The 21523-nt window shown below is 65.5% G+C and carries 16 protein-coding genes and 2 CRISPR repeat arrays; of the genes, 8 read left to right on the top strand and 8 right to left on the bottom strand.

Annotation, left to right across the window (positions count from 1 at the left end):
• Nucleotides 1-8: 8 nt before the first annotated feature.
• The 5 genes from HH308_RS27310 (at nt 9) to HH308_RS29610 (ending at nt 3502) form a co-directional block, all read left to right on the top strand.
• Nucleotides 9-722, top strand: coding sequence for a TetR/AcrR family transcriptional regulator (locus HH308_RS27310; protein WP_170197445.1), 714 nt, complete (start codon nt 9-11; stop codon nt 720-722).
• A gap of 110 nt (nt 723-832) precedes the next feature.
• The gene (locus tag HH308_RS27305) at nt 833-1660 is read left to right on the top strand and encodes a DUF2786 domain-containing protein (protein WP_170197444.1); all 828 of its coding nucleotides are present in this window, start codon (nt 833-835) and stop codon (nt 1658-1660) included.
• Nucleotides 1657-2172 (top strand): TIGR04338 family metallohydrolase, encoded by a 516-nt coding sequence (locus HH308_RS27300; RefSeq protein WP_170197443.1) that lies wholly within the window; start codon nt 1657-1659, stop codon nt 2170-2172. Before HH308_RS27305 ends, HH308_RS27300 begins: the two co-directional genes overlap by 4 nt.
• A gap of 60 nt (nt 2173-2232) precedes the next feature.
• Nucleotides 2233-2988 carry an ABC transporter permease gene (locus HH308_RS27295; protein WP_170197462.1) on the top strand — a complete coding sequence of 252 codons (756 nt, stop codon included), beginning with the start codon at nt 2233-2235 and terminating at the stop codon, nt 2986-2988.
• Nucleotides 2989-3061: 73 nt separating this feature from the next.
• Nucleotides 3062-3502 carry a DoxX-related protein gene (locus HH308_RS29610; protein WP_211188915.1) on the top strand — a complete coding sequence of 147 codons (441 nt, stop codon included), beginning with the start codon at nt 3062-3064 and terminating at the stop codon, nt 3500-3502.
• A gap of 56 nt (nt 3503-3558) precedes the next feature.
• Here HH308_RS29610 and HH308_RS27285 read toward each other — a convergent pair whose 3' ends face one another.
• The 7 genes from HH308_RS27285 to cas3 form a co-directional block, all read right to left on the bottom strand.
• Nucleotides 3559-5589 carry a CocE/NonD family hydrolase gene (locus tag HH308_RS27285; RefSeq protein WP_170197442.1) on the bottom strand — a complete coding sequence of 677 codons (2031 nt, stop codon included), beginning with the start codon at nt 5587-5589 and terminating at the stop codon, nt 3559-3561.
• A 543-nt stretch (nt 5590-6132) separates the two neighbouring features.
• Nucleotides 6133-7256: a CRISPR direct-repeat array (repeat unit 28 nt; unit sequence GGGTCATCCCCGCTCGCGCGGGGCGCAC).
• Between the two features lie 91 nt (nt 7257-7347).
• A CRISPR array of direct repeats spans nt 7348-9760; the repeat unit is 28 nt; unit sequence GGGTCATCCCCGCTCGCGCGGGGCGCAC.
• 153 nt (nt 9761-9913) lie between these two features.
• Nucleotides 9914-10573: a type I-E CRISPR-associated protein Cas6/Cse3/CasE gene (gene cas6e / locus HH308_RS27280; protein WP_281363032.1), complete on the bottom strand. Its 660-nt coding sequence runs from the start codon at nt 10571-10573 to the stop codon at nt 9914-9916.
• A gap of 5 nt (nt 10574-10578) precedes the next feature.
• Nucleotides 10579-11274 carry a type I-E CRISPR-associated protein Cas5/CasD gene (gene cas5e, locus HH308_RS27275; protein WP_170197440.1) on the bottom strand — a complete coding sequence of 232 codons (696 nt, stop codon included), beginning with the start codon at nt 11272-11274 and terminating at the stop codon, nt 10579-10581.
• Nucleotides 11271-12377 carry a type I-E CRISPR-associated protein Cas7/Cse4/CasC gene (gene cas7e / locus HH308_RS27270; protein WP_170197439.1) on the bottom strand — a complete coding sequence of 369 codons (1107 nt, stop codon included), beginning with the start codon at nt 12375-12377 and terminating at the stop codon, nt 11271-11273. The genes cas5e and cas7e overlap by 4 nt, the downstream gene beginning before the upstream one ends.
• 9 nt (nt 12378-12386) lie before the next feature.
• Nucleotides 12387-13046, bottom strand: coding sequence for a type I-E CRISPR-associated protein Cse2/CasB (gene casB, locus HH308_RS27265; RefSeq protein WP_170197438.1), 660 nt, complete (start codon nt 13044-13046; stop codon nt 12387-12389).
• 34 nt (nt 13047-13080) lie between these two features.
• The gene (casA, locus tag HH308_RS27260) at nt 13081-14673 is read right to left on the bottom strand and encodes a type I-E CRISPR-associated protein Cse1/CasA (protein ID WP_170197437.1); all 1593 of its coding nucleotides are present in this window, start codon (nt 14671-14673) and stop codon (nt 13081-13083) included.
• Nucleotides 14670-17462: a CRISPR-associated helicase Cas3' gene (gene cas3, locus HH308_RS27255; RefSeq protein ID WP_281363031.1), complete on the bottom strand. Its 2793-nt coding sequence runs from the start codon at nt 17460-17462 to the stop codon at nt 14670-14672. Before cas3 ends, casA begins: the two co-directional genes overlap by 4 nt.
• A 252-nt stretch (nt 17463-17714) precedes the next feature.
• On the opposite strand from cas3, the gene HH308_RS27250 reads away from it, so the two are divergent.
• Nucleotides 17715-18293, top strand: coding sequence for a hypothetical protein (locus tag HH308_RS27250; RefSeq protein WP_170197435.1), 579 nt, complete (start codon nt 17715-17717; stop codon nt 18291-18293).
• Nucleotides 18294-18624: 331 nt separating this feature from the next.
• On the opposite strand, the gene HH308_RS27245 is transcribed toward HH308_RS27250, so the two are convergent.
• Nucleotides 18625-19797, bottom strand: a complete 1173-nt coding sequence (locus HH308_RS27245) for a glycoside hydrolase family 76 protein (RefSeq protein ID WP_170197434.1) — start codon at nt 19795-19797, stop codon at nt 18625-18627.
• A gap of 269 nt (nt 19798-20066) precedes the next feature.
• Here HH308_RS27245 and rplJ point away from each other — a divergent pair, with 269 nt between their 5' ends.
• Nucleotides 20067-20594 carry a 50S ribosomal protein L10 gene (rplJ, locus tag HH308_RS27240; protein ID WP_170197433.1) on the top strand — a complete coding sequence of 176 codons (528 nt, stop codon included), beginning with the start codon at nt 20067-20069 and terminating at the stop codon, nt 20592-20594.
• Nucleotides 20595-20710: 116 nt separating this feature from the next.
• A complete protein-coding gene (gene rplL, locus HH308_RS27235) occupies nt 20711-21094 on the top strand; it encodes a 50S ribosomal protein L7/L12 (RefSeq protein WP_170197432.1) in 384 nt (127 codons plus the stop codon).
• Nucleotides 21095-21523 lie beyond the last annotated feature (429 nt).

The raw sequence follows: 21523 nt of genomic DNA, 5'->3' as shown, positions 1-21523 counted from the left end.
CGAGCGCAGTGACCGGGAACGTCACCGGAGCGACCACGAATGCGACCGGCGCCAAACCACTGACGCCGCGCGGGGAACGTACCCGCGCGGCGCTGGTGGCCGCCGCCCGCGTGATCTTCGAGCGCGACGGTTTCGGTGAGTCGAGGCTCATCGACATCACCGGGCAGGCCAATGTCGCCGCGGGATCGTTCTACACCTATTTCGCCAGCAAGGAGGAGATCCTGCAGGCGGTGCTCGCCGATGCCCAGGAAGACATGCTGCATCCGGGGGAGCCGCACGTCGAAGTGGACGATGACGATCCCACCGAGGTGATCGCGGCGGCCAACCGTGCGTACTTCGAGGCGTACGCGCGCAACGCGCAGCTGATGGTGGTGCTCGATCAGGTCGCGGCCACCCATCCCGACTTCCGGCGGCTACGTCGGGAGCGCACCGAACTGTTCATGCGGCGCAACGCCAAACGGATCGAGGACCTGCAGAAGCGCGGCCTGGCCGACCCGGACCTGCAACCGGCGATGGCGGCCAGTGCGCTCTCGGCGATGGTCTCGCGGATGGCGTATCACTATTTCACCCTCGAGGACGCCGACCTGTGGGCGGACGACGACGTGCGGCCCGGGATGGAGGCGCTCGTGTTCACCGCGACTCGGCTGTGGGTCAACGCGATCGGGTTGCGTGATTGGCGGGCGGGGGCGGCGGCGTCGGGCACGGAGACATCCGCAGAATAGGTGCCAGGCATAGTGCTCGGCAGTCGGTAGATTCTCGGCAGAGTTCGGTGGGCGCGGAAAATTCTTTGGGGAAAATGGAACCGAACGGCCGGTTTCGTAGTCTAAGACTCATGCGCGACGACAAACTACTCTCCAAGATCTCGGCTCTGCTGCGCCAGGCGGAGGGCACCGACAACGAGCATGAGGCCCAGACCTTCATGCAGGCGGCTCAGCGGTTGGCGACGGCGGCGTCGATCGATCTGGCGCTCGCCCGCGCCCACGACCCGGCCGCTCGCAAGAACACCACGCCCGTCTCCCGGCAGATCACCATCGGCGTAGCTCGCAAACGTGGACTCAAGACCTACGTGCAGTTGTTCGCCGTCATCGCGTCGGCCAACGACGTGACGGTCGACGTCGCGCACAACTCCACCTTCGTCCTCGCCTACGGCTTCGAGTCCGACATCGACACCTGCGAGGCGCTCTACACGTCGCTGGTGATCCAGATGGTCGCGGCGTCGGACGCGTACCTGAAGTCGGGGGCGTACAAGACCGAGACCGCCGAGCGCGTCGTCACCAGGGACTATGGCTGGCGCACCCGCAAGGTCGTCGAGGAGACGCAGCTGTCGCCGATCACCGCGCGGCTCAACTTCCAGTCGGCGTTCGCCGCGCGGATCGGGCTGCGGCTGTCCGACGCCCGTGACGCCGCCCGGGAAGAGGCGCTCACGGTCGCGGACGGGCCGAAGACCTCCGCGTCGACCGCTCTGGCCTTGCGTAACAAGGAGATCGAGGTGCGCGACTTCTATCGGGAGAAGTCCACCGCGCGCGGGAACTGGCGGTCGTCGAGTGCGTCGGCCGGGTATTCCGAGGGCGCCCGACGGGCGGGTGACCGGGCTGGGCGTCGGGCCAAGATCGGCGCCGACCGTGAGTTCGGGACCAGCCGGGGTGCGCTGGAAGCGTGAGTGAACGCGACACCGGACGCGCGGCCTTCTACGCCGCGGAGAAGTTGGTGCACAACCTCTTCGACCGTGCGGGCACCTCGCACACGGCCAGCATCGGCGGCACGACGCTGACTCTGCCCGCCGAGGCGAAGTTCGCGTCGGTCGCCTCGATCACCCGCTACGTCGGCGACGTGCTGGCGATGCCGTCGGTGCGAAGCACCTTCGAGCGGGCCGACGTGCCGGTGACGGTCCGTGCGCGTCGGGGTCATCGGGCGGCCGAATACCGGACGTCGGGGCATCCGGGTCTCGCCGAGCTCGGCGGGGAGATCGCCATCCCCGATTCCGCCGCCGGAACGTGGGCGTTGCGCGAACTCGTGGTGCTGCATGAGCTCGCACATCATCTCGACGCGTCCGGCGGACCGGCCCACGGTCGAGGGTTCGTCGATACGCTGATCACCCTCGTCGGGTTGGTACTCGGGCCCGAGGCGGAGTTCGCCTACCGCGTGCTGTTGTCTGATGCGGGTGTGCGTTGATCACGCGTTCGCGGTGCTCGACGCCGTAGGGTGGCTGGCGAGGAGCGAAAGGTGGTCGAGATGGCTCTGGTCGCGGCGACGCACGCCGAGTACATCAAGCTGACCTCGACGAGGTCGCCGTACTGGTGTGTCGGGGTGGTGGCGGTGCTGTCGGTCGGCATCGCGGCGTTGCTCGGCGCGGTCGCGGCCAACGCCGCGGGCGACACCGGTCTGCGGGTGCCCGACTATCTGTTGGGGCTCAATCAATTCGGCGTCGTGGTGCTGATGATCATGGCGGTACTGGCGGTGACCAGTGAGTACCGGTTCGGCACCATCCGTACGACATTCGTGGCGACGCCGCAGCGGGGTCGGGTGCTGGTGGCCAAAGCCGTGGTGTTCGGTGCGCTCGCAGCGGTGCTGACCGCGCTGCTCGCGGCGCTCAGCCTCGGTGTGGCCGCGGTGCTGACCCCGGCGTCGAGCAACGTCTCATTCAGCGATTCCGTTGCGCTGCGCCAGATCTGGGGTACACCGATCTGGGCGCTGCTGTGCGTGATCGTCGGGGTGGGAGTCGGCGCGCTGATCCGGCACACCGCGGGGGCGGTGGTGATCATTCTGGTGTGGATGCTCGTCGCCGAGTCGATCCTCGCGGTGCTGCCCAAGGTCGGGCCCGCCGTGGGGCCGTTCCTGCCGTTCCGCAACGGGTCACGTTTCTTGAACGCGGCGCCCGACGCCGATGCCTACCACTGGAATGCCTATGTGTCGCTCGGGTATTTCGCGGTCTTTGCGGCACTGGTGTTCGGGGCGGCGATAGCTGTGGTGCGGCGACGCGACGCGTAGGTGTGCCCGCGGGGCACTAGGGTGGAAGCAGCGGCGTCCGAAACGCCGAACTCACCGACGAAAGGCCCCAGATATGTCTGTGCTGTCCAACCGCTGCAAGTCCACGGCGTCGAGCGATGAGCCGGCGGCGGAAGTTCTCGACGGGGTGGTCGAACCGTCGTCGACGCTGGGCTTCGACGGGTGGACGCGCATCGCCGGAGCGGGACTCGCGGGGACCGGCCTGCTGCACTTCGCCGCGCCGAAGCTGTTCGTGCCGCTGACCCGCACCGCCTTCCCCGAGCAGACCGACCGGTTCGTCACCGTCAACGGCACGTTGGAGACGCTGGTCGGAACCGCACTGCTGGCCAAGCGCACGCGGACGTTCGGGTTCATCGGGCTGCTGGTGTATCTGCTGTACCTGGGCACCAACGCGAAGAAGACGCGTGACGAGAAGGCCGCGGAGGCGGCCCAGCCCAACGTCGTGCCGAGCACACCGCGCGTCGTGCCGTCGACTCAACCGGCAAGCGGGTCGTAGACGCCGGCGGCGTCGACTCCGCTGGGGAGTCGACGCCGGTTCGCGGTGCGCTTGGGTTATGCCACCGGTCCGCTGGCCAGCAGTGTGAGGTAGCTGGGGCGGTCGGGGTCGAGGACGAGACGTTGGTGGCGTCCGCGCGCCCTGATGAGGTCCGGTATGACGGTGAGGTAGCGCGGGATGCTCGCGGCGTAGACGTCGACACGCAGTCGGTGACCCGCCTCGAGGATGGCGTCGGTGGGGACGAGGTCGACGTCGATCTCGACGGGACGGTCGGCGGGCACCGGAAGTTTGGCCTCGCGGGTCAAATAGTGGTGTGCCGCAATGAGATTGCCGTCAGCGTCGTACGTCGACTTCGTCTCGTCGATGGCCCGATTGGATACCGTCAGCGCCCCGTTGGTGAGCACCGTCGAGCGGCCGTCGGGGGCGACGTCGTTGACGGTCACCGCCCAGATGCCCTCGTTCCCGGAGGTTTCCACGTTGAGGTGCAGGTTCATCGAACCGCTGATCGACACCGCTTCGGCGACCGGCGCGGAGGTGAAGGTGAGGCCGCCACGTTCTTGCATGCGGGCGTCGACGCTGAACGATTTGCCGAGCGCGATGGTGGCGCCCGCAGTCACCTGAGAGGTGTCGCGGGAGGCGAAGCCGTACAGGTTGGGGCGCAGGCTGTGCGACGAGAAGTACTGCGTCGCAGTCGGATTCAGTGAGCCGTCGAAGTGACTGTGCGGGGCCGTCGTCGACGCCGAGGACGTCAGAAACGCGTGCTGAGTGGACACGCCGGGGCGGGGGAAACTCTCGCCGGAGGTCCACGCGCCGCCCTGCTGCAGCATGGTGACCGGGCCGTAGTGCTCGACGCCGTTGTCTTCGTCTTTGAGCCAACGGTCGAACCAGGCGCGTTCGAGGACGTCGAGGCGCGGCGGGGTGAACTTGCCGCCGAAGCCCGAGCCGACGTCGAAGTGGTAGCCGTCGCCGATGATGACCTGCTTGCGGCCCGGCTCCATCCGCAGATGGTTGTAGACGTTGGTGGCGCTGTGGCCGAACAGGTCGTGCCAGGCGCCGACGGTGAAGGTCGGGACGTCGATCTGATCGACCTTGGGGTCGCGCTCGTCGAAGTAGGGGTCGTCGAAGATGCGATCGTCGCGGGCGGTGAGGAATCCCCAGCCGAGGGAGGGCATTTCGGTCATCGGCGACTTGATGCGGTCACGCAGCCAGCGGACGGTGTCGCCGCGGACGAGGTCGCGGACCGGCGTGGACGGGTTGGGCACCCACTTGAGGATGTTGACCGTGGACAGCCAGGCGGGGATGAACGCCGACGGCATGCCGCCGGTGATGTAGATGTCGCGGACGATGTCGTCGCAGCCTTCGATCGCGAAGACCGCGCCCAACGCTGCGGGGCGCTTGTCGGCGGCCTGCAGCGAGTTGATCGCCGAGTACGACCAGCCGGCCAGCCCGATCTTGCCGGTCGACCACGACTGCGTGGCGGCCCAGTCGATGATCTCGACGGAGTCCTGCTGTTCGCGGCCGCCGAGGATCTGCCACTTGCCCTGCGAGGCGCCCGTGCCGCGGACGTCGACGATCACCTGCACGTAACCGCTGCGGACCAAGTTGCGGTTGATGCCGAAGACGTCGAGGGCACCCCCAGCGACGGTGCGGGTCAGCTGGGTGACGCCTTCCAGCGCGGTGCCGGTGCCGTCGATGGCGCCCGACGCCGCGGTGATCGCGTGACCGAGGACCGGTGCGTGGAGGGTTTTGTCGAGGCCGCCGAGGACTGCGCGGTTGTACGGATTGATGTTGACGATCGCCGGGTAGGGCCGGGTGATGGGCTGTCCGAAGCGATTGGCGGGGCGGACGATCGTCGCGCGCAGGCGCACGCCGTCGGACATGGTGATGACAGCGGCACGGTCGATGTGCACGCGCGGATAGCGCTGCTTGCCGTCGACGAGCTTGCGCCAGGCGATGGCGTCGGCGCCGCCGGTGGGGTCGCCGAGGGGGAGGGATTGCAGCGCGCCGCGTGGCGCAGGGGAAGCAGACGTGCGACGGGCACTGCGCGCGTTGGCGCGCCGGCCGGGCGTATCGAGCTGATACGTCATCGGATCATCACCTCGTTGTGTCGGATCGAGCTGTGCGACGCCGATTCGCTGTGGTGAAGATCAGCTGTGGCATGCGTCACTCGAACTGGTTCTAGCGAACTCTAGCCCACGCGGGGTAGCGCTGCGCTAACTAGGTGGTCGCTTTTTGGTGTGAATCTGTTAACGAGAGTGCCCCAAAAGGCCGCTAGCTGCAGTTTTTGACAGTTGGACAAATGACACGATGCGCTGGGGTGATGTCGTTCGGTGAGTCGAGTATCGGTTTCTATCGAGGTTAGGCGACCAGTGCTAGCTGCGTGCTTGCAGAAGGCTGTGAATTTGGTGTCGAGGCAGGTCGTGGGCTACTGGGGTTAGGTTTCTGGTGCTTGCTGGGGGCGGGATATTTCTGCTTTCGTCGGGGGAAATGTCGGGTTCTCTGTGTTTGTTTCAACGTTTGGGTGGGGTGGGCGTATTCCGGGGGTGGGTCATCCCATGACCGTGGCCGCCAGATCATCCCCGCTCGCGCGGGCGCACTTCATCGGCGCCGTCGGGTCGGAGGACCAAACGGGATCATCCCCGCTCGCGCGAGGCGCACATTAGGCGTCTATACAAGATAGGCGCCACGTTGGGATCATCCCCGCTCGCGCGGGGCGCACAATGCCGCGTCTACTGCTGTTGCTGGTCCGTTGGGGTCATCCCCGCTCGCGCGGGGCGCACTGGGGCAGCGTCCTGTCGACTCTGTACGGATGGGGGTCATCCCCGCTCGCGCGGGGCGCACGCCCTCGGGAGTCACCGACCCAGGAGGCGACGGGTCATCTCCGCTCGCGCGGGGCGCACGAGATCGAGTTTCTTCTGCGCGTCACCGGTCACAGGGTCATCCCCGCTCGCGCGGGGCGCACTCGACGGCCAGCTCGGATCAATCTCCATGCGACGGGTCATCCCCGCTCGCGCGGGGCGCACCCAGCGGAAGTGGCCTTAATGAACTGATCCGACGGGTCATCCCCGCTCGCGCGGGGCGCACCCCCTTCTCGTTCGCTACAGCAATCTTCTCCGGGGGTCATCCCCGCTCGCGCGGGGCGCACCTTCGTCAGACGCCGAGATCGTGGCCGATCCGGGGGTCATCCCCGCTCGCGCGGGGCGCACACCCACACCAAGACGCTGCTTCAAACGATACAGGGGTCATCCCCGCTCGCGCGGGGCGCACACAGTGTCGGTGCTCAGCGTGTAGGTGTCGCCGGGGTCATCCCCGCTCGCGCGGGCGCACCGGGTTTCGAACCGTGGCGAGCTGGCGGGGATGGGGTCATCCCCGCTCGCGCGGGGCGCACTCCTGGTGACCCGGATACGTCGAGGCCTTGACGGGGTCATCCCCGCTCGCGCGGGGCGCACTTAATCACGTTATTCCAGGCGAATGCGATCACGGGGTCATCCCCGCTCGCGCGGGGCGCACCCGATTCTGCTTCGACGGCATACCAGCCGGAGGGGGTCATCCCCGCTCGCGCGGGGCGCACACTTCCCCGTCTTCGGATCATAGAAGCCCTTAAGGGTCATCCCCGCTCGCGCGGGGCGCACGTCTTATTGACTGCATAGACGCCGATATAGGCGGGGTCATCCCCGCTCGCGTGGGGCGCACCATGTCGGCGAGGTCGGCCATACCTTCGGCCCGGGGTCATCCCCGCTCGCGCGGGGCGCACGCGGAAGGGGCGAAGAAACGAGACTACCTGTCGGGGTCATTCCCGCTCGCGCGGGCGCACCCCATCGCAACCACACGCCAATCACATCGCCGGGGTCATCCCCGCTCGCGCGGGGCGCACACACGGCATGACGAGATCACTCATGGCCGGTCCGGGTCATCCCCGCTCGCGCGGGGCGCACCCAACAACTGGGCGGTCGCGAAACAGCGGCAACGGGTCATCCCCGCTCGCGCGGGGCGCACCTCGTCGAGCAGGATGAGTGCGGCCGGCGGCAGGGGGTCATCCCCGCTCGCGCGGGGCGCACGCCGGCGGAATCGGCGGGTCGATGTCTCGCATGGGGTCATCCCCGCTCGCGCGGGGCGCACTTCGATGCGCTGGAGAAGAGCGCGGCGAAGACGGGGTCATCCCCGGTCGCGCGGGGCGCACGACGATCTCACCGGCATCGCGGCCGAGTTGCAGGGGTCATCCCCGCTCGCGCGGGGCGCGCCTTCAACCAGTCCTGCAGGTCCTTGCGGGCCTGGGGTCATCCCCGCTCGCGCGGGGCGCACTTCGGTGAGTCGATCGGCCGGTTGGCGCCCGCGGGGTCATCCCCGCTCGCGCGGGGCGCACCCCGTCGAACGGCACCAGGCGGCGATGGATGCGGGGTCATCCCCGCTCGCGCGGGGCGCACGATCAAAGCCGCGCGCACACCCTCCCAGAATCGGGGTCATCCCCGCTCGCGCGGGGCGCACGAGATGTCTTGGCCCGGCTCGTACATTGCGACGGGGTCATCCCCGCTCGCGCGGGGCGCACACGCTGACCGGTCAGATCGAGTGGGACAGCGTGGGGTCATCCCCGCTCGCGCGGGGCGCACTTCAGCAAGTCCATCGCGCCGGACTTGATCGTGGGGTCATCCCCGCTCGCGCGGGGCGCACCGATCGTCGCCCAGCAGCCTTCGACGCTGGCCGGGGTCATCCCCGCTCGCGCGGGGCGCACCTACCCCGGCGTCAACGGCCTGCTGAGCCGCACGGGTCATCCCCGCTCGCGCGGGGCGCACAACTCCCTCGGCAACCCGCACCTCGCGCCACGAGGGTCATCCCCGCTCGCGCGGGGCGCACCCCAGCAAGTCGATGAGGCTATTGGTGGCCTCGGGGTCATCCCCGCTCGCGCGGGGCGCACGAGGTCGTGCGCGACACGCCGCAACTGTTCGCGGGGTCATCCCCGCTCGCGCGGGGCGCACCAGGGTGCCCTTGTTGAGCGTCAACCCTCGCGGGGGTCATCCCCGCTCGCGCGGGGCGCACGGACCGCTGGCACTGTGCGCGCACCGCGTCGAGGGGTCATCCCCGCTCGCGCGGGGCGCACCGCGATTCTGTAATCGGGCTAGTCAAACTGTAGGGGTCATCCCCGCTCGCGCGGGGCGCACGCGAGCTCGCCGGATGTTGGGCAAGAACAGTTGGGGTCATCCCCGCTCGCGCGGGGCGCACGTGGTGTCGACCAGGAACACGCCGATATACGCGGGGTCATCCCCGCTCGCGCGGGGCGCACCGATCTGGGCGCCAGGAGTGGGCATCGTGAAACGGGTCATCCCCGCTCGCGCGGGGCGCACGCGAACATGACTCGCGCGCAGTGGCTTTCGACAGGGTCATCCCCGCTCGCGCGGGGCGCACCAAGGTCGTCGCCCGCGCCGGATTCCTTGAGAGGGGTCATCCCCGCTCGCGCGGGGCGCACATTGCGCTCTTCTGGTCGCCGCCGTCCCACACCGGGTCATCCCCGCTCGCGCGGGGCGCACTCAGTGTCGCCGTAAAAGTCATCGTCAGCCTCGGGGTCATCCCCGCTCGCGCGGGGCGCACTGTGCAAAGTGGCACAGCCCCGTGCGGCCGCACGGGTCATCCCCGCTCGCGCGGGGCGCACTCGGTGCTGTCCGGCCTCCTACCACGCGGGCAGGGGTCATCCCCGCTCGCGCGGGGCGCACTCCAACAAGACATCCGCGTGGCAGGGCACCCGGGGGTCATCCCCGCTCGCGCGGGGCGCACATGAGCACGCGCAACGCTTGGAACGGGTCGTTAGGGTCATCCCCGCTCGCGCGGGGCGCACGCGGCGGGTGCATTGGAGCGCAGCTTCGGGTTCGGGTCATCCCCGCTCGCGCGGGGCGCACGTGTGCGAAGAGTGTGACGGACTGGGCGAATGGGGATCATCCCCGCTCGCGCGGGGCGCGGCGCACTGGCGATGCGGTCGGCGGGCGCCGACGCGGGGGGATCATCCCCGCTCGCGCGGGGAGCACTCGGCCCCGCCGCGCATGATCTCCACCGCGTCGGGATCATCCCCGTTCGGGCGGAGCGCACGATCGGGCCTATTCCGCGCGCATCGGCCGCGCCGGATCATCCCCGCTTGCGCGGGGCGCACCCGTTTGTTTTCGCGGTCCCGTGGGAAGCTCCGGGATCATCCCCGCTCGCGCGGGGCGCACTCCGGCCACTGCTGACCCCATGTCGTCCCACAGGGATCATCCTCGCTCGCGTGGGGCGCACACTTGCTGACCTGCGCCGCAGTGGGACGGTAGCAGGACTCTCATTAACTTTCGTCGTTTGGCTCGACGCACCTTCGAGGCGTTGCTCCACCCGCCGCGAACTCGCATCAACTCGCTCGGCCGGCTTGGGCGAGTACCCGGGATCTCCTTCATTTCACGCAGATTCCTTGGGCAACAACGTGATCAAGCCACATCCGTAGCCTTTTCCGCGTCCGACACCGTGCGTCAATGCGCGGCGCAGAGCATCAGGATCGGACACCAAGAGCTCACCGTCGAACCTGGTAGTCGTCAGATGAACAGTTCTATCCTGCCGCCGAAAAGTTTCGACGCTGCGCTCGCTCAGTTCGAGCGCCAGCGCCCCGCCGTCGGCGCTCGACGCAGCGACCTCGAAACCATCCAGCGCGCCCTTGCCGATCAACCAGTTTCGTTGATGCTCCACGGTCCGATGTGCGACGACCCGTTTACCTCTGCCGTCCGACAGGGTGTGCGTCGGATTTCCCACCATTCGGAACAGGTAGCGTCCACCTCGCTCGATCGAGGCGAGGAAGGGCGCATAATTTCTTGTCGCCCAGGTGTTTTCAGTGGTCCAGCCGGCTTGTTCGGCGATATGGACGAGACACGGCCTGGCCGGGCTGATGATGAGCAGGTTCAACTCTTCACCGTCACGGTCGACGCGCCACAACACCCGGCCGTCGTCGGTGGTGGTCTCGGTGCCCGGTGCGAACGACGACATCACGGCGGCGTGCATCGCATGCCTGTTGGTCAGCAGCTTCATCGCCCCTCGACGTCGCCTGTTCAACGCGATTCTCGACATGTACATCAATTGCCCCCCAGTGCGGCCAGCCAGTCATAGCCCTTCGACGTGGAATCGGGATTCGGCATGTGCACGACGTCGTAGACGACGTTGCGCCACGTGTACTGCCGATCGGTCGGGTCGAACGACACCGGCGTGTCGCGGATGGTCTCGCTGACCTCGTCGCCTGCCACCGCATCCCGCACGATCGGCAGTGTCACTGACCTCGCCTGCTTGGCGCGATGCCGCGCCGACGCCGTCCATTCTGCCTCTCGGAGTGCCTGCGATAGCGGTGTGGAGGTAATCGACGTCGTCATCGGACCTGCCGGCGGACACGAACGTCGTCCCAGATACAACGGAAACGTCGGGCGGATGAGCGCCTCCGCTATTCCGGCTATCAGCGTCTCACTACCTTCGATGCCTGCGACGAACTTAGCGTCGGCGAGGTAGTAGCGGTGGGACAACGGCTTGGATTTTCCTGTGCGCCAATCGATTGCGGTCTGAAAGTCTCGCGTCAGCTCGCCAGCTTGATCGGTTCGGACCCCAAATGTCAGCGCTACCAGATCTTCGATGGGGTCGGTTCGGCGCCGACCCAGCGCCGCCGCGAGAAGTCCGAGAACTCCACTCTTCGTGGGCTCTGGCCGGGTCTTACGTTCGGTGAATCGGCTCGAGTCGCCCCACGATTGCAGCGGAGCCTCAAGCCCGATCAGGAGCGTTGTCATGCGGACGCCCCGGACCGCCCGAGCACCACATCGCCGAGCGAGGCGATAAGACGCGGCAGTGTGGTGGAGCTTGCCATCTCCTCGGGTACGGTGACGTCGGTGGTGGTGATCACCTGTGCCGATACCGGGGGTGCGAATGCGTCGTGAATCACCTTGGCCTTCGCGAGGATTCGTTCAGCAGCAGCTTTCGCGCGGTCACCGGATTCATCGAGAGCGTTCTCGAACGCGCCGGCCAGATTGATCGGCTGATCGTCGCGGACGACGGTGAGCACGAATTCCGGGACAGTTCGGTTCGCGAAAGTGTTCTGCTTTCCAGTCGGCATCGAGGTGATGAACGAACGCGTGAAAGCCTCGACGGCGCGGGCGGTGGCCTCGTCGTCACCCAGATTTGCCCGCAATGCCGAAACATTCACCGTGGCATAGCGATACAGCGTCGATGCATTGAACTCGACGGTGCCGATCATCCCGGCGCCCGCGTTGTCATCTGGGGACTTGTCATCGACCGCGGTGAAATAGTCGAACTCGGGCACGACAGAATGCACTCCGATCGCGTGGGCAACCTGCGCGGCGGCGTCGACATTCAAGTCAGGGGAGTCTGCGATCATTCTGCCGAACAGGGCCAGATCGATCGAATTGCCCTTGCTGAGAACAGCTTTCGCGTCTTTTCGGTCAGGCTTTCCACCTGATCGGATCGCCAGCTCGGCCAGTGCGTCGATTTGTGGGTTGCTGAGGAATAGGAGCGCCCCAGTTTTCTGGTAGTCCTCGGCGGGGTCGTTGCGGCGCGCCTTGTTCTTTTCGACCTTGATACCCGCTGCGGTAACCGCTCCGACCGCCAGTTCTTCTGCTCTCTCGCTTAAGGATTCGTCAAGCGAGGCGATGCACGCGGCGACCTGGTCGACGATGCGCAGTGACCGCACCCCAAGGTCCGATTCGTCGAGGTGGTTGGCGAAGTCTCGCCGGATAGCACGCTTCCATGCCTGGCTGGACACCCGCGCGCGACGTCGGCCGCCGAACATGGTCGTCTTCGGGCTGCCGTCCTCGTCGCGGTTGATGTTGGCGGGTGGAACGGTCTGAATGGCATGGAAGTCGAGGTAAAGGCTCATGGTGTGTCCTTAGTCGTTGGTGGAGTCGGGGTCGGGGCTGTCGGTGTTGAGGCCGGTCTTGGGTACGCGCGGTACTCGGCTGAAGTCACGTGACCAGCGCAGGCGGACACCCGACCGTTTGCTACTGAGTTGCCATTGGTAGAGATCGTCGGCGAGCAACCCGTAGTCGAGGGGGATCGAGCTCACCCGCAGCAGCCCGACGAGGGATCTCAGATGATGAATCACCTCGTTGAAATCGTCTGCGGTGACAACCGCATTGAACCGCTTGACGATCGCGCCGTCGGGTTCGGCATCAGTGCCCGACTGAGCGAGTTGACGAATTGCGCGGCCGAGACAATGGGTTCGTCCACCCCCGTGCATCTGGGTGTTCTTCGACTGTTGGTGAATGGCGAAGAGACAGACAGACAGGTATGCCGCGTACTCGCCCCGACTGGGTAGCGGCTCATCTGGCTGTTCTGGAAAGCCCGCGAAAATGATTCGCCACACGACGGGGTCGGAGCCGGCCGCGGCATCTAGGCTTCGACGCAGTCGTGCGAGATCCGCGACAGGTCCGGCCAGGTTTGTGATGGCGCCGTGCTGTAGTCGGCCTGCCAGCTTTGCGACATGCGCGGCGAGTTCGGTTTGTGATGGTGCGTCAGGCGGTGCAGGTTCCGGGGTGGATGTTGTCAACGGATCTCCTTCGAGATAGTCGGTTGTCGGCTGTTCATGGCATGGGAGGTTCGGGCGCTGGCTCGCCGAGAACGTAGTCCATGTTTTTCTTGAACCACAGATCGGCAGTGCCGGCGGACACGGTGTGGCCCTTGACTTCTCGTACCGCGAGCGCGGCAGGAGGCGCGTTGTCGACGATTTGCCTGGCAGCTTCCGATACCTTCCGCCGGATCACTTCGGTCCAGACTGTCAACCGCGCGTCGGCGTTGTCGTCGGTGACGGTGGGCAGCCACTCGCTGAAGAGCGCTCCCATAATGGTGTAGGCGCGCTCGCGGGCGATGCTTCGTGCAGGCTCGACGTCGCCGCCGGATGCGATAGCGATGTCGCCGCCCAGTGAGCCGAGTGCTCGCGCGACCTTGTCGGCGCGATCTAGCGCATCGTCGACGCACACTCGGGCGAGACTCCCCGGCATTGCGAGGGTCGGGTGAAAGGTCAGGCCGCCGGTGATGAGCTCGGAGTACGTGCTGTTCTGCGGCCCGTACTCGATGCCCGCGGAGCGGAGTCGGACAACGTGATCGGGTATCTCTTGTTCGCCTGCACGCTTGGCGAGCGCTCGCAACGACCGGGCCGGGAGGGCAAGGGGTGTGCCATCTTTGGTCATGCCGGTGTTAGCGGCATCGGCGGGCAGGAGTGCGCTGAGACTGCGCCACAACGAGCGACCGGCGTCATGCTGGCGAGGCATGAATATCGTTGATTTGTACTTCTTCGTCTGGGGGTCGCTGTATCGCCACGCTGACATCGGTTCGACTGCTTGTTGCCGCCAGTAGGGGACCGGATCGCCATTCGATATCAACGCATCGGTTACGTGAGTGCCGTTGTGGTACAGCCGGATTCGGCGAATCGGCCAGGTGAACAGTCCGATGGGGCCGTGCGGCTCGACGCCTTGTCGCTCCGCCGCGGTCAGCGGTGCGAGCTCCCACAGCGGCAGGTCGTCGGGATCTTCGTGTTCTGGCGGTACGAAGTTGTGGATCAGAGTTTCGCGCAGCGTCGATCCTTCGACGGTGAGTCCGCCCAACCAGCCTGCCCAACCGATGCCGAGAGGATAGCCTTTGCCGCCCTTGACGCGCGCGTCTCCGACGGCTCCCGGCTTGATGCCGCTGATGTCGAATGCCTGGCAATGAATGAGCCAGCGGGCAGCTTCGGCAGGTGTGAGGGAGTCGACGTGCTGTTGCATCGTGAAGAGACTGCCGACTCCCGGTGAACCGGCGACCAGCGCCTCGAGCCCAGATGTGTTGCCCGACGCGGTCACGAGATCGGGAACCAGCATGAACGGCTGATCTGCGTCGAACAACTCGAACCGGTGCCGCCACGAGTCGAGGTACGCATCGATTTCGGTCAGGGGCAGCGCTTCTGCGCTCCACAGTTCACCGATATCGATGTCGTCGTAGGTCTCGTCTCGAAGCCACAGTGTGCGGTACAGCACTGCAAGAGCGATCCGTAGTACCGCGAAGTCCTGTGTCGGAAGTTCGCCGGCTACCCTCGTCAACTGGCCCGCGCGGTGGAACAGCTCGCGCAGCGACACGGTGGTCGGTGTGTTTGAGACGGTTCGCGCGACGATCCATGGGTCGTCGACCAAGTTGAATTTCATAGTGCCTCCTGGTAGTCGACGATGAGCCCGAGTTCGAGGTCGTAGTCGAGCGAATGACCCGAAACGTCCGCGTGGCCGTCCGAATCCAAGATGAGCGGAAGCATTCCGCGCAGCCACCGCGACTGCTGCCAGCTGTCAACCATCTGCTGCTCCAGCTCCTCAATGAGATCGTCTCCGCTTCTCCCGCGGCCAAGGTACGACGGCAGTCTGACAACTTCGCGTGCGAGTTTTCGGGCCACGTCGTCGTCGATCTCCGGACCGAGGTCCAGGTCGCGGTCGGCATCGATGTCGGACCATGCTGTGGGGACCAGGCGCCGTCGTGAGTTTCGTTGAACGACAACCACTTCAATGCTGTCTTCGCTGTCGCGGACTTGTGCGATGCCCTTCTCTCCGTCGGTGTCGCCGACGCTGACGGTAGCGAAGTCGATGAGCGAGTCGCGCCTGGGTGCCGGAAGTGCGAAGCCGCGTGCACGTTCGGCACGGTCGTTGTCGGCGGCTCGACGAGTTCTCTCCGCAGCTGCCCATGCCTCGTCCCATCCGGGTGGTGCCGAAAGGTCGTCGCGGTATGCCTCGGTGACCAACACTGCAACATCGTCGGGGGAACGGAGCGGTCCGATGCGAGCCCGGTGGTCGTCGAGAACAGCAAGGGCACGCAGCAAGCTCGAGGCTCCGTAGACGAGGGCGCATCCGCGATCGAGGCGCGGAGCGTCGTCGGGGCATCGTTCGAATCCGGTCAAGATCACGCGGGGGCTACGTAGTTTCGGCGCGCGTTCGTCGTCTGAGCGGTCGTGGCGATGCAGCCGCCCGATTCGTTGAATGATCAGGTCGACGGGCGCGATGTCGGTGAACATGACATCGAAGTCCAAGTCCAACGACTGTTCGATCACTTGAGTCGCCACCACAATCAGTTTTGTTGTGGGAGAACGTACGACGCCCGGGCCGAGGCGTTCCCGCAGGCTGTGCTCGATGCGAAGCCGGTGCGGTAGCACGAAGCGCGAGTGAAGCAGTACGACCTCGACCTCGTCACTCGCACTTGCCGCCAGGTCGCGATAGACCGCCTGCGCACGCGTGACGGTATTGCACACGATCGCGGCGTGTCCGCCGTTTGTGGTTTCGATGAGAGCCTGTGCCGCAATATCTTCGGGGCCGCCGCTCAGCTCTTCGATCGTCACCGACGACGACCGGGACGATGCGGCGAAGGTCAGGTGATCGCAGCCCGCGGTGCCGGTGTGGGTGAGTACCGGGTACGCCGAGCTGTCGACGGTGAGCGAGCGTCGTTTGCGGCCCTTGTTGTAGGCGTTCACCAGCGCGTTCCGATGCGCCGGCGGGAGGGTCGCGGTCAGTGCGATGACTGGCACCTCGAATGCGCCCAGCCACATGAGCGCAGACTTCAGATACTCGGTCATAAACGTGTCGGCGGCGTGAACCTCGTCGATGACGACGACCTTGCCTGCGAGCCCGAGTTGGCGCAGCACAACGTGTTTCGCGGCAAGTGCGGCGAGTAGTACCTGGTCGATCGTGCACACGACGATGTTCGACAATGTCGCGGTCTTTCCGCGTCCAGACAGCCACCAGTGGGCGATGGCCTCGCCCATGCAGTCGTCGTCGAGGTCGTCGTAGATGTGACTGGACTTCGGAATCTCGGTGAAGTCGTCGTTGAACTTGGCTGTACTGTGCACGAGGGCGATCGAGGTGTCAGATGAGCCCAGGGTCACCGGGATCCATTTCGTGACGGTGCTGAAGATGGCGTCCGACGTTGCGCGGGTCGGAAGCGCAAATGCAATGCCGCCCAGTCCGAAGCGCTCCGCTAGGACCTCTGCGGCGGCCAACGCGGCGGCAGTCTTGCCTTCGCCTGTCGGAGACTCGACGACGATCAGCTCGGGTTCCTCGATTGTGCGAGCGAGATCGAGTAGGGCCGACTGCATCGGGCGGGGATTGTCGATGTCGAAGCGGGTCTCGTAGAGTTCGGCATTCGACGTCGGGGGACTGGGGGTCCACAGCTCGGGAAGGGCGAGGCGCTCCATCGCGCGCCGAACGCGTTGTGCCTGAACGGTTTTCGGAACGAACTCGAAGAATTCGACATTGGATGCGATCCAGTCGCCCATGATGACGAGTCCAGTGATGGCGATGGCTGCAGGCTGCGTCAGAGGGTGTCCGCTGAGGGTCTCGAAATCACCGTCAGACATGTCGGCGAGCATCGCGCAGAAGTCGGCGAGTTCGAATTGGACTGTCTGCCAAGCGTCGTCGCCGTCGAGTCGTGGATTTCGCTGCTTGAGTTGTTCGTGAGTGGGGTAGCGTCCATGGTGACCGCCGGGGATGGCCGCGAAGGTGTTCGCCGTTTTCACCGACATTCGGTGGCGACCCGCGAGCCAATCGCGTAAGGCCAACTCCGAGACTGCGGAGTGGGGGAGTTTTCGACGTTCGTCGGGGGTGACGTTGATGGTGAGGCCAGTAGCGCAGATGCGGTCCGCGAGACCTGCGACTACGGGATCGCGGCCTGAGCAGAACACCGGCGACGCTTTTCCCAGATCATGCGCGGCGGCGAGCCAGGTCACGACTCGTCGGGCGAGTGCTTCGTCATCCCCGAGGTCGGCGGCGATCCGCTGTTTGAGATGAGGCGCACAGACGTGATCCCACAGCCAAGCCGTGACACCCCCTGCGTCCTCCATGTGTTGATGGAGGCGCATCGATTCACCCGTGGTGGCGTCGGCCTTAGCCCAGAGGGATCGAGCTTGGGGGGACAGCGTTGCGGCGGGATTGTCAGTGGCGCGTGGTTGCCTGTGGGACATGAGACACATTTTGCAGTGTTGAAAGCTGGAGCGGTGTCCTCGAAGTAGATGTATCAGACAGTAGACTTACTGCGTTCAGTGTGCGGCGAGAGTCATCATGTGCTGATCTTGGTGTATGAGCTGTCGGCCGGCCATCCCCGCTCGCGCGGGGCGCATGAAATCTCTTCGGCCGACAGAAGACTCGCTGCTGGATCATCCCGAAATCCGGGAAACCGACAGCCCATAGCTTCATGGTGCCCGAGAGGATTGCTGATGTCGAACGACGCAGTGGACGGTAACGACACTGCGATCCTCGATCGCGAGGTCCGACACTGGGCCACCGCGCTTACGGCCGACCAGCGTCGAGCGATCTTGCGATGGCAAGGTCGTGATCGGTTCTATGAGCGAGTTCAGGCTGTGATGACACTCGGCATCGATGATCCCGAGGCTGTCGATGCAGCGGGCCTGTTGCTCGCCGCGGCCACCCACAAGTTACAGAGGTCGTACACGACTTGGCGCGGGGTGAGATCGTCAATCGATGCTTACGGGCTGCGATCGGGCGAACTCGGCCAGCTGATTGGGACCTCTGTGCGGATCAATAGATTCGTCTCTGTCTCACTTCGCCGCGAGGTCGTCACAGACGAGTTCACGGTGCCCGAGATGTCGGGCGGAGCGGTGCTCTCGCGCATGATGTTGGGTGCCGGAACGATGGTTGGGTGGCTCGCATCTGTCGGTCGGCCTGACTCGCGGTATCAAGCGGAAGTTCTTTTGCGACCCGGAAATATGCAGCGTATCGTCGGCGTCGATACATCAGGAGACATTCCCACGCTCGTTGTGGAGGTAGCGCCGTGAGTCGCTTTGTCGACGACCACCCGTTCTTCAGTGAACCATCAGGTGCTCCGCAGTCGCTGGCAATCTTGCTGAATCGGCTTGGCGTTGAATTCGAGTCTGACCAGACACAACGCGAGGCGATCGCAAAGTGGCTGAGGTCGAATACGCCGGTTCCTCGCTTGGCGGAGGAGCTTCGGAAGCGGCGGTTGTTGATCGCCTAGTGTGCAGGTGTCGCGCCCAAAGACTTGGCGATGACTCATCTGGTTGTCTACGGCTGAACTCGCCGAGAAGTCCGAATTCCCCGTCAACTGTTGGGGCCTGCCTGCTTTCTGTCCCGTTCGATTGTCACCCTTCACCCCATCTCCGCCTTCCCCAACTCCACCGCGGCAGCCGCCTCCAGTGCCATCCAGCCGCTCAGCTGCACGGACAAATCCCGTTCGGGGATCTGCGACGAGTTCACCGCGCCGCCGACGAACTCGGCGTCGGCGCCCGACGACGTCGGGATCTGCGCGGGCTTACTCCAGTTGGCGCCGAAGAAGATTCGGCCCGACGAGTCCACCGCCCGGTTGGCCCACACGGCGTCGGCGCTGGTGGTGACGATTCGGGCGGCGCGCTCCCGCAGGCCCGGCAGGGTGTCGTGATCGCCCTGAAGGTCCGTAGCCAGCAGCGCCAGATACCGCGCGAGAACGCCGGTGAACAGGCCGCCGTCGCCGCCACCGCCGCCGGGAATCACGCCGTCGCGCAGATGATGCTGCTCCACGGCGTCGAGGAGTCGGGCGATACGGTCGACGTGCACGGCGTCGCCGGTGGCCCGATACGCTTCGCATTCGGCGCCCAGTACGACGCCCTGGCAGTACCCGTAGATCTCCGGCGACTTCTTGAATTTCGTTGTGTCAGAGCCGGATTCGGGCGTTGGGGTGATGCCGTCGATGATCAGGTGCGACGTCGGGTCGACGAGGTTGCGGTCGATCCAATCGCACATCGCGACGGCGCGTTCGGTGTGGCCGGTGCGCGCCACCAGGATCGCGGCGGGGCCGTTCGCCGGCGCGTTGAAGAACAAATCCAGTGTGCGCCAAGGGATTCCGCCGCCGCGCTGAGGAATCCAGGAATCCAGCATTCGACCGGTGAGCACCCGGACCGCGCCCTCGCGACCGAGGTGGAAATGCCGTTCGGCCCGCTCGGCGGCGAGGCCCAGCCACGCCATGTCGTCGTAATAGTCGTTGGTCCAGCGGCCGAGATTGCGAATCCTGATGCCGCGCAACATCCGATCGACGGTCTTCACGGCGTCGGGCGTTGGTCGGTGCAGGGCGGCGTCGATGAACAGGTCGGTCAGGTGCGCCTGCCACCAGTAGTGCCACATGCCCTTGCGGCGCCGAAGCGGCGGCATCGGCCAGGCGATATGGCCGATGCGAGTCAGCGGCAGCCCGAAGGCGTGCGCGAGATGGCGTTCGACGATGTTCTGCTGCGCGATCGACGCACGCTCGTTCGCGCTGAGCTCCGACGACGATTTGGAAGGGGTCCCCATGGTCGGGTAGCCTATCTGTTTGCTACGTCATGCATCCGCGTGACGCTGCGGGTTCACCAAAGACCGTTGGTCTGCAGATCCGACCGATCTGCACGAAGGTTCGGCAATGCCGACGACCCACGCAGGATGAACGAGGATCTGCGCTGCAGCACAGTCGTGCCGCGCGCCTACGCCCCGTGCTTCTGCGCATGGGGCGTTTTGCATTTCGCCTCTTCGACGCCGGCGGACCTGGCGGACCACTCACTTCGAGATTAGAGAGGAGGCGAAGTATGGCCAAGTCCGAAAAGGTCGCCGCAGTCGCGGAGATCGTTGAGCAGTTCAAGGGATCGTCGGCGGCAGTCATCACGGAATACCGTGGTCTGTCCGTTGCGCAGATCTCGACGCTGCGTCGGTCCCTCGGTGAGGGCGCAACCTACTCCGTCGCCAAGAACACCCTCACCAAGCGTGCCGCTGCCGAAGCGGGCGTGGAGGGACTCGACGAGCTGTTCACCGGCCCGACCGCGATCGCCTTCATCGAAGGTGAGCCGGTGGTGGCTGCCAAGGCGATCAAGAATTTCGCCAAGGAGAACAAGGCTCTGGTCATCAAGGGCGGGTACATGGACGGCCGTGCGCTGTCCCTCGCCGAGGTTGAGCAGATCGCCGACCTGGAGACCCGAGAGGTTCTGCTGGCCAAGCTCGCCGGTGCCATGAAGGGCAACTTGGCAAAGGCCGCTGGGCTGTTCAACCAGCCCGCATCGCAGGTCGCGCGTCTCGCCGCGGCTCTGCAGGAGAAGAAGGCCGAGGCAGGCGAGGAATAATCCTCGGCCTGATTTTCAGCCACCCAAAACCCTCATCTCCGCTCGTGCGGAGATGGATCCCCCAACACGGGGAGTCAACTACCGCCCTGTTGGGGCACTAACGGAAGGACGCCACCATGGCGAAGCTCACCGCTGACGAGCTCATCGATCAGTTCAAGGAACTGACCCTGTTGGAGCTCAGCGATTTCGTGAAGAAGTTCGAAGAGGTCTTCGAGGTCACCGCGGCCGCTCCGGTCGCCGTCGCCGCTGCCGGTGCTCCGGCCGCCGCCGAGGCCGCTGCCGAGCAGGACGAGTTCGACGTCGTGCTCGAGTCGGCCGGCGACAAGAAGATCCAGGTCATCAAGGTCGTCCGCGAGATCGTCTCGGGCCTGGGCCTCAAGGAAGCCAAGGACCTCGTCGAGAGCGCTCCCAAGGCTCTGCTGGAGAAGATCGATAAGGACGCCGCCGAGGCTGCCAAGGCCAAGCTCGAAGAGGCAGGCGCCAAGGTCTCGCTCAAGTGAGACTGATCGCCTAGATCTCTGCGGGTTCAGACCTGCTTCGACGCCCCGTGTGACTGCTGTGACACACGGGGCGTCGTGCTGTCTTTTGGGCCGTTGAGCTGGGACTATTCACTACCCTATGGCGCCCATCACATTCTTGTGACGAGAGTCCAAAAGGCGATCGTGTCATTGGACATTGACGGCTTGGCAGCAGGCGTGTCTTGGGTTACTCTTAGGCGTCGTTAAGGTGCTACTGGCAAGTAAGGTCAATTGACCACAACTTCGTGCTTTGCCCTAGTTAAGTAGGGGTGAAGTATGTCAGTACGTTAGAGTGACTCCAACCACAAGGTTCATGCATAACAACGTGCACCACTCTGCGGGCCAAGTTCCCGGGGAAGATCGTCTGGAGGAGAAGCAGTGGGTGTTGAGGTCAGTGTCAATGGGCTTACC

This window comes from Gordonia asplenii (assembly GCF_012933505.1).
Lineage (GTDB): Bacteria > Actinomycetota > Actinomycetes > Mycobacteriales > Mycobacteriaceae > Gordonia > Gordonia asplenii.
Note: the sequence above shows the minus strand (reverse complement) of the source record. Positions and strands in the feature narration are given on the sequence as shown.

Bases quoted from the DNA above. Each gene is read 5' to 3' on its own strand.
- HH308_RS29610 (WP_211188915.1), top strand. From the start codon at position 3,062: ATGTCTGTGCTGTCCAACCGCTGCAAGTCCACGGCGTCGAGCGATGAG.
- cas7e (WP_170197439.1), bottom strand. From the start codon at position 12,377: ATGAGCCTTTACCTCGACTTCCATGCCATTCAGACCGTTCCACCCGCC.
- cas3 (WP_281363031.1), bottom strand. From the start codon at position 17,462: ATGTCCCACAGGCAACCACGCGCCACTGACAATCCCGCCGCAACGCTG.
- HH308_RS27250 (WP_170197435.1), top strand. From the start codon at position 17,715: ATGTCGAACGACGCAGTGGACGGTAACGACACTGCGATCCTCGATCGC.
- HH308_RS27285 (WP_170197442.1), bottom strand. From the start codon at position 5,589: ATGACGTATCAGCTCGATACGCCCGGCCGGCGCGCCAACGCGCGCAGT.
- rplL (WP_170197432.1), top strand. From the start codon at position 20,711: ATGGCGAAGCTCACCGCTGACGAGCTCATCGATCAGTTCAAGGAACTG.
- HH308_RS27305 (WP_170197444.1), top strand. From the start codon at position 833: ATGCGCGACGACAAACTACTCTCCAAGATCTCGGCTCTGCTGCGCCAG.
- cas6e (WP_281363032.1), bottom strand. From the start codon at position 10,573: ATGTCGAGAATCGCGTTGAACAGGCGACGTCGAGGGGCGATGAAGCTG.
- casA (WP_170197437.1), bottom strand. From the start codon at position 14,673: ATGAAATTCAACTTGGTCGACGACCCATGGATCGTCGCGCGAACCGTC.
- rplJ (WP_170197433.1), top strand. From the start codon at position 20,067: ATGGCCAAGTCCGAAAAGGTCGCCGCAGTCGCGGAGATCGTTGAGCAG.
- HH308_RS27295 (WP_170197462.1), top strand. From the start codon at position 2,233: ATGGCTCTGGTCGCGGCGACGCACGCCGAGTACATCAAGCTGACCTCG.
- cas5e (WP_170197440.1), bottom strand. From the start codon at position 11,274: ATGACAACGCTCCTGATCGGGCTTGAGGCTCCGCTGCAATCGTGGGGC.
- HH308_RS27245 (WP_170197434.1), bottom strand. From the start codon at position 19,797: ATGGGGACCCCTTCCAAATCGTCGTCGGAGCTCAGCGCGAACGAGCGT.